The organism is Metabacillus bambusae (assembly GCF_017497975.1).
Classification (GTDB): domain Bacteria; phylum Bacillota; class Bacilli; order Bacillales; family Bacillaceae; genus Metabacillus; species Metabacillus bambusae.
Genome location: NZ_JAGDEL010000009.1, coordinates 23,587 through 42,382, shown reverse-complemented (window position 1 = coordinate 42,382; position 18,796 = coordinate 23,587). Strand labels below are relative to the sequence as shown.

Below are 18,796 nucleotides of genomic sequence, written 5' to 3'. Positions count from 1 at the left end.
TAAACCCATTAGGGTCTATTTGTTGACTTTTATTCAAAGCGGCGTATAATGTAGAATCGTTAATATTTCGTATCACGAAATATTAACTAAGGTAAATGGATGAAGTCACGAGTAATGTACATAACCCATCATTGAAGCTCTGTACGCATGTTTAGTAAAGTTCACAACGCGCTTCTAGGCACTGCTGTTGAATGCCAAAGCGTTAACCATAGTACAGCAAGAACTTTCATTTATTAAGGCTCATTTCTAAGAGATTGTTTCTTTTAAAACGAAAACTATTTATAGTTGATTGGAGCGGAAGTGCGAGACTCCTGCGGGAGCAGCGGGACAGGTGAGACCCCGCAGGCGTTTACGCCGAGGAGGCTCACCGCCCGCCCCGCGGAAAGCGAGCATCTCTCGCTGCAATCAACCACACTGCATTACTTGGTAATTAGCAACAAAGTTTGCGAAAACAGCCTTTATTAAACAACAAGAAAAGCTAAGCAATAGAAATTTTCAACATATTTATGAAGGAAATGTCAAAACATATTGAAGATGCTAGTACAAGTATTGCTAACTACACCATTTCATTCTTTTAAAAAATATAATAAAAGGAGAGGATATGAGAAATGACCAACGATGCGAACATTTCAGGCCAGCAAATAAAAAAGGGCGCCATTCTTACGGTTATGCTTTTAGGCGCATTTGTAGCTATTTTAAACCAAACGTTAATGAATGTGGCCTTACCAGAAATGATGAAAGACTTGGATATGTCTGCAAATACAGCACAGTGGTTAACGACAGGATATATGCTTGTGAATGGAGTGTTAATCCCTGTTACAGCCTTTTTGATTGAACGATTTACGACGAGACAGCTCTTTTTGACATCAATGGGGTTATTTTCAGCCGGTACGCTCATTTGTGCGATTGCCCCTGATTTCACAATTCTTTTAACTGGGAGAGTTGTGCAAGCAGCTGGTGCAGGAATACTTATGCCATTGTTAATGATCGTTATATTAACAATCTTCCCCATAGCCAAGCGCGGTCAAGCCATGGGGCTAATAGGGTTAGCGGTGACTTTTGCTCCTGCTATTGGTCCAACACTTTCTGGATGGATTGTCCAAAATTATTCATGGAGAGTATTATTCTATATCGTTTTACCAATTGCCATTATCGATTTTCTTATTGCTATAGTCCTTCTTAAAAATGTGACGAAACAAACATATCCTACGATTGATATCACTGGAATCATTCTTTCCACATTAGGTTTTGGAGGGTTATTATATGGATTTAGTAGTGCCGGTAACTCAGGTTGGAATAGTGTAGAAGTCATAACAGCCATTATTGTTGGTATTATTACTCTTTCCTTATTTATTTGGCGACAAATGACTGTCAAAAACCCCATGCTGGAATTTAGAGTGTTTCAATATAATATGTTTACACTTACAACGATCATTAATGCCATAATCACAATGGCAATGTTTGCTGGAATGATTATAGTGCCAATTTATTTACAAAATATCCGCGGATTTACGCCACTTGAATCAGGGTTATTGTTATTGCCTGGGGCGATTTTAATGGGAATTATGTCTCCGATTACAGGGTGGATTTTTGATAAAATTGGTGCAAGATGGCTCTCTGTCATTGGTTTAGCGATCACCACCGTTACAACATGGGAATTCAGTGAACTGACAGACTCGACCACATATACATTTTTATTAGTCATATATACTGCTCGTATGTTTGGTATGTCAATGTTAATGATGCCGATTATGACCGCAGGGTTAAATCAGCTTCCACAACGATTAAATGCACATGGAACAGCTATGTCTAACACATTCAAGCAAATTTCCGGTGCACTTGGTACAGCTTTTCTTGTCACAGTTATGTCCAATCAGACAGAGAAACACGCAACTGAAATAGCAACAGCAACTGGTGTAACACCTGAAGCTAAAGAGCAGATGGGATCTATTTTAAAAGAAGCAACTATACAAGGGATCAATGATGCCTTCGTTGTGGCAACATACTTATCATTAATAGCAGTAATCCTTGCATTCTTTATTAAGAGAGTGGGCCCAGCAGAAGAAGATACAAAGCGAGAAGCAGTTAAAGAAAAAAGGCCACAAAAGATGGCACTAAATGAAGGATAGAATCATTCACTAAAAAAGAGCAACCACAAGGTCTTAAACAGAACCTTTTGGGGTTGCCCTTTTCATTTAAATAAACATACCTGCTATTGCTGCACTCAATAAGGAAGCTAACATTCCCGCGGCTACTGCACGGAGACCTAATCTTGCAATATCAGGGCGACGATTTGGTGCTAGTTCACCTAAGCCACCAAGAAGAATTGCCATAGAGCTTAGATTAGCAAAGCCACATAGTGCAAAACTTACAACAATTACTGTTTTATCAGACAATTGGTCGATTTGTGGTGCAAATGCTGAATAGGCAACAAACTCATTTAATACTAATTTTTGTCCAATAAAGCTACCCGCAGTAACTGCTTCTGACCAGGGTACACCCACAGCAAAAGCAATCGGAGAGAACAGGATTCCTAAAATTCCTTCAAGTGAAAGAGTTTCAAAACCAAATATTCCACCAATACCGCTCAAAATCCCATTAACTAAAGCTATTAATGCAATAAATGCTAATAACATCGCTCCAACATTTAATGCAAGCTTTAACCCGTCACTTGCACCACGTGCTGCTGCATCAATAACATTTACTGATTCTGTATCTTTGGAGATCTCAAAATCTGAGTCGGCTGATCTCTCTGTCTCTGGCATCATTATTTTCGCCATAACTAATCCTGCAGGTGCAGCCATAAAGCTTGCTGCAAGTAGGTATTCAAGTGGTACACCTAAAAGGGCATAGCCGACAAGTACAGAACCTGCGACAGAAGCAAGTCCACCCGTCATTACAGCAAAAAGTTCTGACTTCGTCATTTTAGCTAAATATGGTCTGATAACAAGTGGTGCTTCTGTTTGACCAACAAATATATTCGCAGCCGCTGATATTGATTCGGACTGACTCGTTCCTAAAAGCTTTGATAAGCCACCACCAATGATTTTTATAAACAATTGCATAATTCCTAAATAATATAAAACTGAAATTAACGATGAAAAGAAAATAATCACTGTTAACACTTGAAAAGCAAATACTAATCCAAATTCCCCGCCGCTTGCTAGTGGACCAAAAAGAAACGAAATTCCTTCATTTGCATAATTAATAATATCCTGGACCCTTAAAGTGAACCATTCCAGCCCAGATCTTCCCGCTTCCCACTTCAACACGATAAATGCAAAAATAATTTGGATCGCTAAGCCACCAATTATTGTTCTAAAATTAATCGCTTTCTTTCCACTGGATAAAAGAAATGCAATACCCAAAACAACTAAAATACCAAATATTCCCCATAATAAATTCATTATTGTCACCTCATGATGTATCAAGTTCAGTTAAGTACTAGAAGTATGTGCTTACCATTACTTGATAGGTTTTAGTTGTCGGTCATCAGACAACCATTTGATCTTACCAAACCCAACCTGAAATTTAAATGGATGTTTTGTGAATCCCTTAAGAGAAACACCAAAATCATGCTTATGTATTATATTTACCTGTATAAAGCAGTCCATTCATAAAAAGAAAAAAGTCCTTTTAATTTACGAAATGATTTTCGTTTCCCAAACTAGTCTTTTTATCACTAATTAATTACCTTGTATGGAACAAATTTAAATACAAAAAAACTAACCCAACTTTATAAGTGAAGGTTAGCTTTTTGTAACCGATTCAATTCCTAATTCGCCCAAATCGTGGATAACCAATCAAAATTGATATCACTCCACATACACCAATTAATAATGGATAAAATGAATATTGTAAAATACTTACTGGTGATATATTTGCAACCCCTGCAGCTACAAGCAGTTGTGCTCCATATGGGATTAACCCTTGGATACAGCACGAAAAAATATCTAACAAGCTTGCTGACTTACGTGGATCTATGTCATAATTATCGGCAATATTTTTAGCAAGCGGACCCGTGATGATAATAGAAATTGTATTATTTGCAGTTGAAAGATCTGTTAAACTAACAAGTCCAGCAATGCTAAATTCAGCACCCTTTTTTGATTTAATATTGCGTGTCACCTTATAGAGAAGATAATCAATACCTCCATTATGTTTAATCACTCCCACCATCCCTGCAATTAATATGGCAAGGAAAGAGATCTCATACATCCCAGACATTCCATTGCCTATTTGTTGAATGATATCCATTAAGCGGTAACTGCCATCTGCTAATCCAATAATTCCTGAAAAAACGACTCCAATGAAAAGTACGAGGAATACATTGACCCCTGCTAGTGCTGTGATAAGCACACAGATATATGGTAAAATTTTAAACCAACTATATGAATGCTGTGTGATAGCTGCCTGTTCTCCGATTGTTAAAAACCCTAAAATAACACAAGCGATTATTGCTGCTGGTAAGACAATGAAAAAATTCACTTTAAACTTATCTTTCATTTTTGTACCTTGTGTGCGCACAGCAGCAATCGTTGTATCTGAAATAAAAGACAAATTATCACCGAACATCGCACCACCAATAACAGCCGCCATTGAAAGTGCCAGTGAAATATCAGTTTGCTCACTAATTCCTACACCTATTGGTGCAAGTGCTACAATTGTTCCCATACTTGTCCCCATAGATAGAGAAATGAAACATGCAATTATGAATATACCAACCATTAATAAGTTTTGTGGTACAACTGATAATGCAAGATTCACCGTTGAATCAACCGCACCCATTCCCTTTGCGACTTCTGAAAAAGCACCAGCTAAAAGGAAAATTAAGACCATTAACATAATGTTTGTGTCACCGGCACCCTTACAAAAGATCTCAACCTTCTGATTAAATGACTCTTTTCGATTCGTTGCTAAAGCGACAGCTGCTGCGATTGTAATCGCCACTATAACTGGAAATTTATAAAAGTCTCCTGTTACGATTCCAGAGCCAATAAAGATTATTAAAAACACGACAAAGGGCAAAAGCGCCCATGGATTCCCTTTTCTGTCTGTACTCATGATGAACACCTCACTATTTTTTTACAAAACACCTTTTTCTTTCACTCCATCATCATATATGAAGGAAAAATAAAAAACCTCTTCTTTTCAAACAACTAGAAGAGGCCTTATTATAATAAAACACCCTTCTCATCTTTCAAGCATTTTCGCTTGCTGGATTTGGCACAGCACTCATCTTGAGCCTGCTGCCGAGACTTCATTGGGCCAGTCCCTCCGTCTCTCTTAATAAGAAGATCATCATATTTATCTTTTATTAAAAACATATATAAGAGTACAACATTTATATTCTTTTCGCAAGGGTATTAAAAATATATGATTATATTGCTAAAAGACAAGGAAAAAATCGATATATAGTCTACTCATCAGGGGACAGTCCCTCACAACATTAAAGCTGTAAAGCGGCGAGGGACTGTCCCCCTTTCCTCACTTACAGACGATCACTTCACGAATAAACGTCCCTTTTTTTGCGACAGCTCGATCAATAATAGCAAATCCCGCGTTTTTTAAAACCTCATCTATCGGTTCGATTGTTACCACAACCACTTTCTTTGCAAACCTCCGTGCGCTCTGGAGCATTTCCAGTTTTTCTTCATCTGTTATGACTGAACACAAATTGTAAGGTAAATCAATAATCGCTACATCATAATCATTAGTTATATCTCTGATATCTGCTAAATTTACTTCTCCAGTTAAACCAAAATGTTCGATGTTTTCTCGTGCTCCATTCAGGATTAGGTAATTTCGGTCACTTCCCACTATATCAATCCCCATTGATCGAGCTTCAACTAGTACTGTCCCAATCCCACAGCATGGGTCGATTGCCTTTATTCCACTTGGATCTGGAATGGCGATATTCACTACCGCCCTTGCAACACGTGTGTTGAGCGCAGTTGAATAACCATGAGGCTTCTTTTGATGTTTAAGCCAAACCGCCTCACTTTTGGTGTAGTCACCGAATACCCATCGTCCGTTTACATTCATGACCCCAAACAATCGATCTGGATTATGAAAATCTGCTTCACCGTTGACATGCAATCCAATCTCTCGCTCTACTGAACGTCGTTTCTCAAAGCCTTCTTTTTCAGTTTTTGCAAGCCCTCCATTTATTACATAAATAACTTTAAATGTCTCCTCTGCTAATTGTAGAGCTTTTACCTTTTTGACAAGGTCCTGAAGGCTTTCCCCCTCATATCTCACATCAATTCTTTCCTTAATAAACGGGCTTCGCGTGGGATTAACCTTTACTGGGCTTTCCAGAACTTTAGACTTAGACTCCTTTCCGAAAAAAGAGCGCATTTCCAAAGCACACAAAGAACTTTCATCATCAGGATAGGAGTAAGTATATACATAGTTCATTTTTTGGTCTTTAATGTCCAATTAATTTTCATCCTTTAATAATCTATTTCAGCTTCACTTCATGCGATATTTATCAAACATTAATTGATTATCGCAATCGTTACCTGTTCATTTCTTGTTTCATTATAACAAGAAGTGATCCTTTGCCAAACCGTTCACACTGCCCGAAAGATAAAACTTCGCTGAATTTGTTAAAATTAGAATGGAAAGTAACACCATGAAACAATTATCAATAGAAATAGATCATCCCATGACAACTCCACGGTTCTGCAAAATAGCAAACCGTTGAAATAGGGGTACAGACTAATCTTCCTTAGTACTAGATATCTTTAATAGTGGATCTGTTAAAGCTCACTGTTGAGTTTGGTACTTTGTTGATTAGAACGGATACGTGTGAGACTCCAGTGAGAGTGTGAGTCCAATGGAGACCCCACAACAGGCTCCCGGACCGCCCGCTGAAAGCGAACGCTTGCAGCGGAAATCAACAACAAAGTTTAACAGAGCTTAAATATTAAAAAAGGCTATTACCATAAAAAGTAATAGCCTCATTCTTATTTCACTAAGCTGTTTAATATATGATCAATAATTTGTTCATTTGCAATTGTTCCTGTATATAACCAGCTTTCATCAGGAGAGAATTCATAAAGATCCCCGGCCTCTACAGCAGGTATACTTTTCCATAAATTCTCACTCAATGGTGCTGAACCAGTAGCAGCATCACTATTAATTAAGAAGAGATGATCAGCGTCTAATTCTGCTAGTTTCTCTAATGAAATCTCACTCCAGTTCCCTGTTGCACTAGCAGATATTTCTTTTACGACTTCAGGTACTTTCAAACCTAAATCACCATACATGACCGCACCGCTTGAAAGTGTTTCACTCACCATGAAAAACTTGCCACCAACTAACCATATTGCTGCAACTGAAGGATTACCTAATTCCTCTTCAATTGTCGCTTTTGCCTCAGCAGCCTTAGTATCATAATTATCTAAAGCCTGCTGAGCAAGGTCTTCCTTACCAAGTACCTTTCCAACTTGAATTAATTCATCTCGCCAGTCGTTATTTACTTCAGTTCCAATTACATAGGTTGGGGCTATCTGACTGTACTGCTCGTATTTCCCACCTTCGACCATACTAGCAGAATCCATAATAATTAAGTCCGGGTTCATTTCTTGAACAGCTTCAAATGGAAGATCATGTGGAATAGTTGGGATGTCTTTTAGGCCATTTTGTAAATATCCTTGGATACTTTTCCCATCATTAACACTCCATTGAGCAACAGGCTTAACTCCAAGAGCAACAAGATTATCTTCAAGATAGCTAGCGATGATTCGTTCCGGATTAGCAGGGACCTCTACCTCATTCCCCATAGCATCAGTTAATGTTCTTGTCTGTGCTTCTTTGCTTTCGCTTGATGTCTGATCTGATTCTTTTGCTGAGCTTTGTCCTTGAGTGGCTTCCTTTTCACTACAAGCAGCTAAGGCTAGCGCTAATAACCCTACTCCAATTAACCTCAACAGTTTTTTACCTTTTATTTCTTTATACAATTTAAATCCTCCTAAAATTGTGCTAGAATAAACGTTATTATGTATGATAATGATTCTCAATTTCATAATTTATTTAATTATATTAACCTCTTATTGTCAACTATTATTTTTAAAGGGAAGTTGTTTATATGAATTTAAAATCACGAACGGATCATCCCCCACCACATCCAAATAGAAACCAGCTTGTAAGTTTGAGTATATTGCTTTTTGGTATAGTACTTTTGTTCTTCTCCATTATCATTTCAATTCATTTTGGTGCAGCTAATTTAAGCTATCGCGACGTGGTTTACGCAATATTTCAATTTGACAAAGAAAATTCTGCTCACATTATTATCCGAGAGCTACGATTGCCTCGTGCCATTGCGGCAATATGTGTAGGAGCTGCTTTAGCAGTTTCTGGAGCCATTATGCAAGGGATGACAAGGAATCCACTTGCTTCACCCTCCATCATGGGAGTTACAGCAGGCTCTTCCTTCTTAATTGCCATTGCACTTGCATTTATACCTGGTATTACGTACTTGGGTTTAATGATGTTTTCCTTTATCGGAGCAGGTGTAGGTGCTACTTTAGTCTTTGGCATATCATCGCTTTCTAAAGGTGGGATTACTCCTGTTAAGCTAGCTTTGGCTGGATCAGCAATTACATCCCTACTAAGCTCTTTATCTACAGCGACTGGAATCAAATTCAATATTTCAAAAGATATTAGCTATTGGTTTGTAGGGGGCGTTTCTAGTGTGCAGCCTCAGCATATCTATTTTGCGCTACCATTTATTTTGGGTGGGCTTGTTTTCGCTCTTTTCCTTTCTCGTTCAATTTCGATATTAAGCTTGGGTGAGGAAACAGCCAAAGGCCTTGGACAAAATACAAGTCTAGTGAAACTTTCAGGAACGATTGTTGTGTTATTACTAACAGGAGCTGCGGTGTCGATTGCAGGAATGATTGGATTTATTGGATTAGTGATTCCTCATATTACAAGGTTTTTGGTAGGAACTGATTATCGATGGATTATCCCCTTCTCTGCAATTTTAGGTGGCATACTATTAATTGCAGCTGATATTGTTGGACGAATGGTGAATCCACCGTTTGAAACGCCTGTTGGGGCAGTAACGGCCATTATTGGTGTTCCCTTTTTCCTCTATTTAGCTCGTAAGGAAGGGAGGGGCTTGTAATGAGAATGAATTTTTTAAAAAGAGCAAATAAGTATAGAGCATTACTGATCATTACTCTATTTTTAACTGCTATTGTATTTATCATTAGTATTAATGCAGGGCAAATAAAAATCCCCTTTAATGTGGTTATGACAACCTTATTAGGAAATGGAACTCCACAAAATGAATTAACCATTTTCCAATTTCGTTTACCTAGGATTGTATTAGCAATCCTTGTGGGTATGGGTATCGCAGTGTCTGGAGCGATTCTTCAGGGGATTTCTCAAAATCCGTTAGCTGACCCTGGAATTTTAGGGATTAATTCGGGAGCTGGCTTTGCGGTCGTTTTATATATGTTTTTCTTCCAAGGAACTGGATTTTTCACTGGGTGGGCATCTGTATTTATCATGCCATTCACTGCTTTATTAGGTGCATTTCTTGCAGCCTTTTTAATCTACGCCCTATCATGGAAAAATGGACAGGTTACACCAGTAAGACTTTTACTAGTAGGGATTGGCATAAACGCAGCATTCGGTGCAGGTATGATTATCTTTCAAATGAAAATGGAACCAAACAATTTTATGAAGGCGATTATCTGGCTGTCTGGAACAATCTGGGGGACAAATTGGACATTCGTTTGGACGCTATTACCTTGGTTAATTATTCTAATACCCATTACGATATTTAAATCAAAAGTTTTAGATGTTATGAGATTAAGTGATTCAATTGCAATCGGAGTTGGTGTTCGAGTAGAGCAGGAACGTAGACTATTATTATTCATTTCCGTTGCTTTAGCAGGGGCATGTGTTTCAGTAGGTGGCGGCATTACGTTTTTAGGTTTAATTGCACCACATATTGCTAGAAGATTAGTAGGAGCTACACATGCAAAAGTATTGCCACTAACTGCAGCCTTAGGTGGGTTACTGCTTTTATCCGCTGATACTTTAGGAAGAGTCATCATGGCACCTATGGAGCTACCAGTCGGAATTGTTGTTTCCATTTTAGGTGCACCCTATTTTATTTATTTACTGATTAGAAATGTTTAAATATTTCAACCTTTAATACGAAGATATGGTTGTTAACCAGTTATTTAGGTAACAACCATATTTTTATTTTAAGGTACTTACACATCTTCCTAGTTATTATTTATTATTTTAGAGCTTTATAGAGCTTTATATCGTTCGTAATGAAAGATATAACTTTGACTTCTTAGCCACTTGTGCAATCTTCCTCATCAAATGTCCCCATCATTTTTTAAAATAAATCAAGAACATTTCATACTACTCCCAAAATATCAGTTATTGAGAAATGTTGATAATAATTGAAAATTTAAGTTTTACCACCATAATCAATTTAGATCCTTTTACAATAACCATGGATTCCATAGAACCTACAATATTTGATACACAATAGCGATTAAAATAAATATCGATAGATCAAGTATTATCCTTGACAAAATAATGAGATTTATATAATAATTAATTTTGAATTAGAATTATTATTTATAACTAATAAAAACTAAGAAGAAATTATAGTTATTATTGGTTATTTAAAGTTTTGACTATCTGTCCAAAACTAGCTAATTAAAAATTTACAAAAACACTAGGAGGAACATTAATTATGTCATTAATTGGAAAAGAAGTACAACCATTCAAAGCACAAGCTTTTCATAACGGAGATTTTATCCAAGTTTCTGAAGAAAACCTAAAAGGAAAATGGAGCGTAGTTTGCTTTTATCCAGCAGACTTTACATTCGTATGCCCTACTGAGCTTGAGGATCTTCAAAATCAATACGCAACTTTAAAAGATCTTGGGGTTGAAGTGTATTCTGTTTCAACTGATACTCACTTTACTCATAAGGCATGGCACGATCACTCAGAAGCGATTGGCAAAATTGAATATATTATGATTGGTGACCCTTCACAAAAAATCTCTCGCAACTTCGATGTACTAAACGAAGAAGAAGGTCTTGCTGATCGTGGAACTTTCATCATCGATCCAGACGGTATCGTTCAAGCAGTTGAAATCAATGCGGGTGGAATCGGCCGTGATGCAAGCACTCTAGTTAACAAAATTAAAGCAGCACAATATGTACGCAACAATCCAGGTGAAGTTTGCCCAGCAAAATGGCAAGAAGGTTCTGCAACATTAAAGCCAAGCCTTGATCTTGTAGGGAAAATTTAAGGAGTAAGAGATTAATGATACTAGATGCAGATATTAAAGCACAATTAGCCCAATATCTTGAACTGATGGAAGGTAATGTGCTTCTCAAAGTTAGCGCAGGATCTGATGACGTTTCACGTGACATGTTGGCTTTAGTCGATGAATTAGCCACTATGTCATCAAAAATTAAAGTTGAGAACTCAGAATTACCAAAAACACCAAGCTTTAGTGTGAACCGTATCGGCGAAGACACTGGGGTAACTTTTGCTGGTATCCCTCTTGGACACGAATTTACTTCATTAGTGCTGGCTTTACTGCAAGTGAGTGGAAGAGCTCCGAAGGTTGAACAAAAGGTAATTGACCAAATTAAGAGTATAAAAGGTGAATATCACTTTGAATCTTACATCAGCCTAAGCTGTCACAATTGCCCTGATGTTGTACAAGCACTGAACTTGATGAGCATTTTAAACCCTGGCATTACCCATACCATGATTGATGGTGCAGCGTTTAAAGAAGAAGTTGAAAGCAAAGGCATCATGGCAGTACCAACAGTGTTCCTTAATGGTGAATCGTTCGGTAGCGGTCGTATGTCACTAGAGGAAATCCTTGCTAAGGTAGGTAGTACTCCAGATGCTTCAGAGTTTGCCGATAAGGATCCATTTGATGTGCTTGTTGTTGGAGGCGGACCAGCGGGTGCGAGTGCAGCAATCTATGCAGCACGTAAAGGCATTCGTACAGGTATTGTCGCTGAACGCTTTGGCGGTCAAATTATGGACACGGTGGGCATTGAAAACTTTATTAGTATGAAATACACTGAAGGTCCTAAACTTGCTGCAAGTCTTGAAGAACATGTGAAAGAGTACGATATTGATGTCATGAACTTACAGCGTGCCAAACGCTTAGAAAAGAATGACCTTATTGAAATTGAATTGGAAAACGGTGCTGTTCTTAAGAGTAAAACCGTGATCCTTTCAACAGGTGCTCGTTGGCGTAATGTTGGTGTACCTGGTGAAGCTGAATTTAAGAATAAAGGTGTAGCATACTGCCCTCACTGTGATGGTCCATTGTTTGCTGGAAAACACGTTGCTGTTATTGGTGGCGGTAATTCCGGTATTGAAGCAGCAATAGATCTTGCAGGAATTGTGAAGCATGTTACAGTTCTTGAATTTATGCCAGAACTTAAAGCTGATTCTGTTCTCCAAGAACGTTTATACAGTCTGCCTAATGTAACGGTCCTAAAGAATGTTCAAACAAAAGAAATTACCGGCACCGACAAGGTAAACGGTATTACCTATATTGAACGTGAAACAGGGGCTGAGCAGCATATTGAATTATCAGGCGTATTTGTTCAGATCGGTTTAGTACCAAATACCGATTGGTTAGGTGAAACAATTGAACGTACGAGAATCGGTGAGATTGTAGTAGATAATCATGGAGCAACAAACATTCCAGGGGTATTTGCTGCAGGTGACTGCACGAATAATCCATATAAGCAAATCATTATTTCGATGGGATCAGGCGCGAATGCATCCTTAGGTGCATTTGACTACCTAATCCGTAATTGATGAATATTTCGAAAGTCACTTAACTATCTTACTGGTAGATAAAGTGACTTTCTTCTTTATAAGGCTTTATTCGTATATCTTTCTCACCCTTTTTTCTAGTTATTTTTCTACTAGTTTATGATTTTGGTACCGGCTATAGTTAAGCTACTTATCACTAAGTAGGTTCTTGTCCTAAGTTACTAAGAGACCCCCAGCGTAACTTCATCCACTTTAGCCTCATATATCTGTCACATTTGTCCCTAACTCCCCTACTAGGTCTTTTTCTTTCATTTTTATTACTATCTAGGTCCAAACTTAAGGTTTTTAGTCTATGTATTACCATTCGTCTTTTTGTCAAACATTGTATGGATGTGTATTTCATAAAAGGGCTTGCAAAACTTAAAATCTTAGATATAATACTTGTATACAAGTATACTTGGATAAAAGTAAGAGGTGAGTTTATGACTGAATCTAGCGAATTTCTATACCCTGCAAAATGGCTTTCAAAAGCTTCTGCTGGTACTCGTGTAACATCTGAGCTTAGAATGAGGATTATTTCAGGTATGATTGAAAGCGGAACCATTTTATCTGAAAATAAATTAGCTGCAGATTTTGCTGTAAGTCGGTCACCCGTTCGTGAAGCGTTAAAAATACTTGCTTCCGAAAATATGATCCGTTTAGAAAGAATGGGTGCAGTTGTCATTGGTATAACCCAAAAAGAGATAAAGGAAATTTATGATGTACGTTTACTTATAGAATCGTTTGTATTTGAACAGCTTGTAAAGATGGACATAAATGGATTAGTAATGGAACTTAGTAAAATCCTTGAAATGATGAAGGTCGCGATAAAATATCAGGATGCTGATGAATTTGCATATCAAGACGTCCTATTCCATGAAACAATTATTAAAGCGATTAATCATTCCTATATCCAGATGATTTGGGATAATTTAAAACCCGTTATGGAAGGCTTCATTCTTTTATCCATGCGCGTCCGTTTTAAAGAAAAGTATGAAGACTTTACACGGATTGTGAAAAATCATGAGCTTTATATTGAAGCGATAAAAACAAAAGATAGGGCCAGAATGGTTGAGTCCTTACACCAGAACTTTGATGATGTTCAAGGAAAAGTAGAAGACCTATGGATGTCACAACTAATGTTATCTAAAGGAGTAGAGCATGAAAATGACTAGCTATATGTTAGGTATAGACATCGGTACCACAAGTACGAAAGCAGTTTTATTCACGAAAAAGGGTGAAGTCATCGGGCAAGAGAATATTGGGTATCCTCTTTACACACCTGATATTTCAACAGCTGAACAAGATCCGGAGCAAATTTTCCAGGCTGTTTTGCAAGCAGTTTCAAATATTATGAAAGCCCATCCACAGAAAAAGCCATCGTTTATTTCATTTAGCAGTGCGATGCATAGTGTCATTGCCATGGATAAAAATGACCAGCCGCTAACGCCATGTATCACCTGGGCTGATAATCGTAGTGAAGCATGGGCACATAAAATAAAGGACGAGCTGAATGGACATGAAATCTACAAGCGCACTGGGACACCGATTCACCCTATGTCCCCTCTGACCAAAATTGCTTGGATTGTGAATGAGCGTCCTGAAATCGCTAACAAAGCGAAAAAATATATTGGAATTAAAGAATTTATCTTTCATAGATTTTTTAAACAATATGTTGTCGATCATTCCCTTGCTTCAGCGATGGGCATGATGAATCTTCAAACATTGGATTGGGATGAAGAGGCGTTGAAGATTGCAGGTGTAACCTCAGCGCATTTATCTGAGCTCGTTCCGACTACAAAGGTCTTTAGCAACTGCAATCCAGATTTAGCGCGGCAAATTGGGATCGATTCCACAACTTTATTTGTTATCGGTGCGAGTGACGGAGTGCTTTCCAACCTCGGTGTAAACGCTATAAAAAAAGGTGAAATTGCGATCACAATCGGGACAAGCGGTGCAATTCGGACCATTATTGATCAGCCGCAAACAGATGAAAAAGAACGGATATTTTGCTATTGCCTTACAGAAAATCACTGGGTAATTGGCGGACCTGTAAACAATGGCGGGATGGTCCTTCGCTGGATAAGGGATGAATTTGCCTCTTCAGAAATAGAAACAGCGAAACGACTAGGAATTGACCCATACGAAGTATTAACGAAGATTGCGGAACGTGTACGACCAGGCGCCGATGGATTGTTATTTCATCCATATTTAGCTGGTGAACGTGCTCCACTATGGAATCCGGATGTGCGTGGCTCCTTTTTCGGCTTAACGATGTCACATAAGAAAGAACATATGATTCGAGCAGCACTAGAAGGAGTTATTTACAATTTATACACTGTGTTTTTAGCCTTAACCGAATGCATGGACGGTCCAGTAACACGAATTCAAGCAACTGGAGGCTTCGCAAGATCTGATGTTTGGCGACAAATGATGTCCGATATATTTGAATCTGAAGTAGTCGTTCCGGAAAGCTACGAAAGTTCGTGTCTAGGTGCATGTATTTTAGGCCTATATGCAACTGGAGAAATTGAGTCCTTTGAGATCGTTACTGAAATGATTGGTAGTACTTACGAACACACACCAAACGAAGCTGCCTCAAAAGAGTACAGGGAGCTTCTTCCAATTTTCATTAACTTATCAAGAGCATTAACAGAAGATTATACACGTATTGCAAACTACCAAAGAAGCTTAATAAAACACAACTAGCTAAATATTAGGAGGAATTACAATGCCGTTATTTATTGTCGCAATAGGAATCATAGCCTTACTCATTTTAATCATGGGCTTAAAATTAAACACGTTTATTTCGTTAATCATTGTATCATTTGGGGTTGCTTTAGCACTCGGCATGCCACTGGAGCAAATTGTTAAAACAATTGAAGCAGGATTAGGTGGAACACTTGGTCATTTGGCCTTAATTTTTGGACTTGGAGCAATGTTAGGTAAGTTAATTGCAGATTCTGGCGGTGCTCAACGGATTGCGATGACCCTTGTTAACAAATTTGGAGAAAAAAATATTCAATGGGCTGTCGTCGTATCTTCATTCATTATCGGTATTGCATTATTTTTTGAAGTAGGATTAGTGTTATTAATTCCAATTGTATTTGCCATTTCGAAAGAATTGAGAATTTCGATCTTATATCTAGGTATTCCAATGGTTGCTGCTTTATCAGTAACACATGGCTTCTTACCTCCACACCCAGGACCAACCGTTATTGCCGGTGAATATGGTGCTAATCTTGGTGAGGTTTTACTTTATGGATTCATTATCGCGGTTCCAACGGTTATTTTAGCAGGACCAATCTTTACAAAGCTGGCTAAAAAGCTTGTACCTGAATCATTTTCTAAAACAGGTAGCATTGCCTCTTTAGGAGAACAAAAAGTATTTAAGCTTGAAGATACACCTGGTTTTGGGATCAGTGTTTTTACTGCAATGCTTCCTGTTATTTTAATGTCAATCGCTACAATTATTACACTGCTTCAAAAAACTTTAGGTTTTGAAGATAATAGTTTACTTGCCATTATTCGCTTTATTGGTGATGCATCTACTTCTATGTTAATTTCCTTATTAGTTGCAGTCTATACGATGGGATTAGCAAGAAAGATTCCAATAAAAGATATCATGGAGTCTTGTACACAAGCAATCTTGCATATTGGGATGATGCTCTTAATTATCGGGGGCGGCGGAGCCTTCAAACAAGTATTAATTGATGGCGGTGTTGGTGACTATGTCGCTGAATTATTCAAAGGAACGACATTATCACCAATCCTGCTAGCATGGATCATCGCTGCCATCTTGCGTATTGCTTTAGGATCTGCCACTGTTGCCGCTTTAACGACTGCTGGATTGGTAATTCCAATGTTAGGCCAAACTGACGTGAACCTAGCTTTAGTCGTACTAGCAACAGGAGCAGGAAGCTTAATTGCTTCACATGTTAATGATGCCGGTTTCTGGATGTTTAAAGAGTATTTTGGTCTAAGCATGAAAGAAACATTTGCAACATGGACATTGCTTGAAACCATTATTTCAGTAGCTGGATTAGTGTTTATCCTTTTACTAAGTTTATTCGTATAAGCTATTTTTCTAAGGGCTAAAGTCCAAAGAAAGATTTATTACGAAAAAAAAAGCCTTTCTAGGCAGTAAATCCCCTACTTATTTTCTTAGTATTTTCTAAGTCTTTTAAGTTAGGGAATTACTGCCTATTAATCTGAATTAAAAGGAGCAAGGATAAATGTTTAATACAATTGGTGTTATTGGTTTGGGAGTAATGGGCAGTAATATTGCTCTAAACATGAATAGTAAAGGGGAAAAAGTCGCTGTCTATAACTATACAAGGGATTTAACCGATCAACTTGTTCAAAAAAGTAAAGGACAAGCAATCAATCCTTATTACGAAATACAAGATTTTGTTCAATCCTTAAGAACGCCTAGGAAGATCTTTCTCATGGTCACTGCAGGCAAAGCAATCGATTCGGTAATAGATTCATTAATTCCTTTTCTTGAAGCAGGAGATATTATCATGGACGGCGGTAACTCCCATTACGAAGATACTGAACGTAGATATGATGAATTGAAAACTAAAGGAATCGATTATTTAGGAATTGGTATTTCCGGTGGCGAGGTCGGTGCTTTAAAAGGCCCTTCTATTATGCCTGGTGGGGATAAAAATGCATATGAAAAGGTAGCGCCTATTCTTACAAAAATAGCAGCACAGGTTGAGAATACCCCTTGCTGTGTTTATATTGGTCCTAAAGGTGCAGGCCACTTTGTAAAAATGGTACATAACGGCATCGAGTATGCAGATATGCAATTAATCGCAGAAGCTTATACGTTTTTAAGAGAAAGATTGCATTTATCGGTTGATGAAATTGCTGATATCTTTGAAACATGGAATCAAGGTGAACTGAAAAGCTATTTAATTCAAATTACGGCTGAGATTTTAAAGAAAAAAGATGAAGAAATGGGCTTACCGTTAATAGATGTTATCCTTGATAAAGTTGGTCAAAAGGGCACGGGTAAATGGACGAGCATTCAAGCAATTAATAATGGGATCCCATCATCCATTATTACAGAGTCATTGTTTGCACGTTATATCTCCTCTTTAAAAGAGGAAAGAGTCTTTGCGGAAACGATCTTGGATGGTCCAGAGATGAATCAGGAAAGTTTAGATAAAGAATTATGGATTGAATACATTAAACAAGCATTATATATGGGTAAAGTTTGTGCCTATACACAAGGATTCACACAATATAAAATGACTTCTGAGCTTTACCGCTGGGATCTACCTTTAAAAGATATTGCCCTTATTTTCCGTGGCGGCTGTATCATTCGTGCGGAATTTTTAAACGTCATTAGCGAGGCATTTCAAGCACAAGCAAATCTTAATAATTTGTTAACCGCCCCATACTTCGCGAAAAAGGTTAAGGAATATCAAATGGGCTTACGAAAGGTTGTCTGTGAGGGCATCAATTCAGGTATCTCGTTTCCATGCTTAAGTGCTTCACTAACTTATTACGATAGCTATCGTACAGGCAAATCAAATGCAAGCTTACTGCAAGCACAACGTGACTATTTTGGTGCTCATACTTATGAGAGAAATGACATGGAAGGTGTCTTTCACACAAAATGGTAATATTGTAGTACGGGTACAAAAGCACCTATATCAATAAATAAAGAAGTTAGTCCAAAAGGATTTGTAACCCTTTTGGGCTAACTCTTTTTTTTCTCCCAAAAGATCCTCCAATATTATCACCTAATTTGTAAGCCTTTTGGCAATATAATCTACCAAACCCTTCATTATTTCGGGGTTATAAACAAAATTTCAGTAGTTTTTGATAGGATCCAAAGTTACCACATATACGGAATTAAGTTTTGCTTTTATGTGTGTGATTACTATCCCCCTTTTAAATATAATATCTTTTTCTAAAATAAGGCATCCTAATAATAAGAAAA

13 protein-coding genes and 1 riboswitch are annotated in these 18,796 nt (G+C 37.7%); of the genes, 9 read left to right on the top strand and 4 right to left on the bottom strand.

What is annotated here, in order from left to right; translation table 11 throughout:
* Positions 1–668 precede the first annotated feature (668 nt).
* Positions 669–2,129 (top strand): DHA2 family efflux MFS transporter permease subunit, encoded by a 1,461-nt coding sequence (locus tag I7822_RS13320; RefSeq protein WP_372442160.1) that lies wholly within the window; start codon positions 669–671, stop codon positions 2,127–2,129.
* Between the two features lie 66 nt (positions 2,130–2,195).
* On the opposite strand, the gene I7822_RS13315 is transcribed toward I7822_RS13320, so the two are convergent.
* The 4 genes from I7822_RS13315 to I7822_RS13300 all read right to left on the bottom strand — a co-directional run bounded on the left by I7822_RS13315 (position 2,196) and on the right by I7822_RS13300 (position 7,967).
* A complete protein-coding gene (locus tag I7822_RS13315; RefSeq protein WP_207978888.1) occupies positions 2,196–3,407 on the bottom strand; it encodes a NupC/NupG family nucleoside CNT transporter in 1,212 nt (403 codons plus the stop codon).
* A 361-nt stretch (positions 3,408–3,768) separates the two neighbouring features.
* Complete coding sequence (locus I7822_RS13310; RefSeq protein ID WP_207978886.1) at positions 3,769–5,064, bottom strand: Na+/H+ antiporter NhaC family protein; 1,296 nt, start codon at positions 5,062–5,064, stop codon at positions 3,769–3,771.
* 126 nt (positions 5,065–5,190) lie between these two features.
* Positions 5,191–5,296: riboswitch (SAM riboswitch) on the bottom strand.
* 191 nt (positions 5,297–5,487) lie between these two features.
* Positions 5,488–6,420 carry a TRM11 family SAM-dependent methyltransferase gene (locus I7822_RS13305; protein WP_207979164.1) on the bottom strand — a complete coding sequence of 311 codons (933 nt, stop codon included), beginning with the start codon at positions 6,418–6,420 and terminating at the stop codon, positions 5,488–5,490.
* Between the two features lie 551 nt (positions 6,421–6,971).
* Positions 6,972–7,967, bottom strand: a complete 996-nt coding sequence (locus I7822_RS13300; protein ID WP_243459452.1) for an ABC transporter substrate-binding protein — start codon at positions 7,965–7,967, stop codon at positions 6,972–6,974.
* Between the two features lie 128 nt (positions 7,968–8,095).
* On the opposite strand from I7822_RS13300, the gene I7822_RS13295 reads away from it, so the two are divergent.
* The 8 genes from I7822_RS13295 (at position 8,096) to gnd (ending at position 18,476) form a co-directional block, all read left to right on the top strand.
* Positions 8,096–9,136 (top strand): FecCD family ABC transporter permease, encoded by a 1,041-nt coding sequence (locus I7822_RS13295; protein WP_207978882.1) that lies wholly within the window; start codon positions 8,096–8,098, stop codon positions 9,134–9,136.
* A gap of 5 nt (positions 9,137–9,141) precedes the next feature.
* Entirely contained in the window at positions 9,142–10,161 is a 1,020-nt protein-coding gene (locus tag I7822_RS13290) for a FecCD family ABC transporter permease (RefSeq protein WP_207979162.1), read from the top strand.
* Positions 10,162–10,735: 574 nt separating this feature from the next.
* Positions 10,736–11,299: an alkyl hydroperoxide reductase subunit C gene (ahpC, locus tag I7822_RS13285; RefSeq protein ID WP_207978880.1), complete on the top strand. Its 564-nt coding sequence runs from the start codon at positions 10,736–10,738 to the stop codon at positions 11,297–11,299.
* Between the two features lie 14 nt (positions 11,300–11,313).
* On the top strand, positions 11,314–12,843 hold the full coding sequence (gene ahpF / locus I7822_RS13280; protein WP_207978878.1) for an alkyl hydroperoxide reductase subunit F: 1,530 nt from the start codon (positions 11,314–11,316) through the stop codon (positions 12,841–12,843).
* Positions 12,844–13,283: 440 nt separating this feature from the next.
* On the top strand, positions 13,284–14,015 hold the full coding sequence (locus I7822_RS13275) for a GntR family transcriptional regulator (RefSeq protein WP_207978876.1): 732 nt from the start codon (positions 13,284–13,286) through the stop codon (positions 14,013–14,015).
* Entirely contained in the window at positions 14,008–15,549 is a 1,542-nt protein-coding gene (gene gntK, locus I7822_RS13270; protein ID WP_207978874.1) for a gluconokinase, read from the top strand. The genes I7822_RS13275 and gntK overlap by 8 nt, the downstream gene beginning before the upstream one ends.
* Before the next feature lie 22 nt (positions 15,550–15,571).
* Positions 15,572–16,918 carry a GntP family permease gene (locus tag I7822_RS13265; RefSeq protein WP_207978872.1) on the top strand — a complete coding sequence of 449 codons (1,347 nt, stop codon included), beginning with the start codon at positions 15,572–15,574 and terminating at the stop codon, positions 16,916–16,918.
* A gap of 157 nt (positions 16,919–17,075) precedes the next feature.
* The gene (gnd, locus tag I7822_RS13260; protein ID WP_207978870.1) at positions 17,076–18,476 is read left to right on the top strand and encodes a decarboxylating NADP(+)-dependent phosphogluconate dehydrogenase; all 1,401 of its coding nucleotides are present in this window, start codon (positions 17,076–17,078) and stop codon (positions 18,474–18,476) included.
* Positions 18,477–18,796 lie beyond the last annotated feature (320 nt).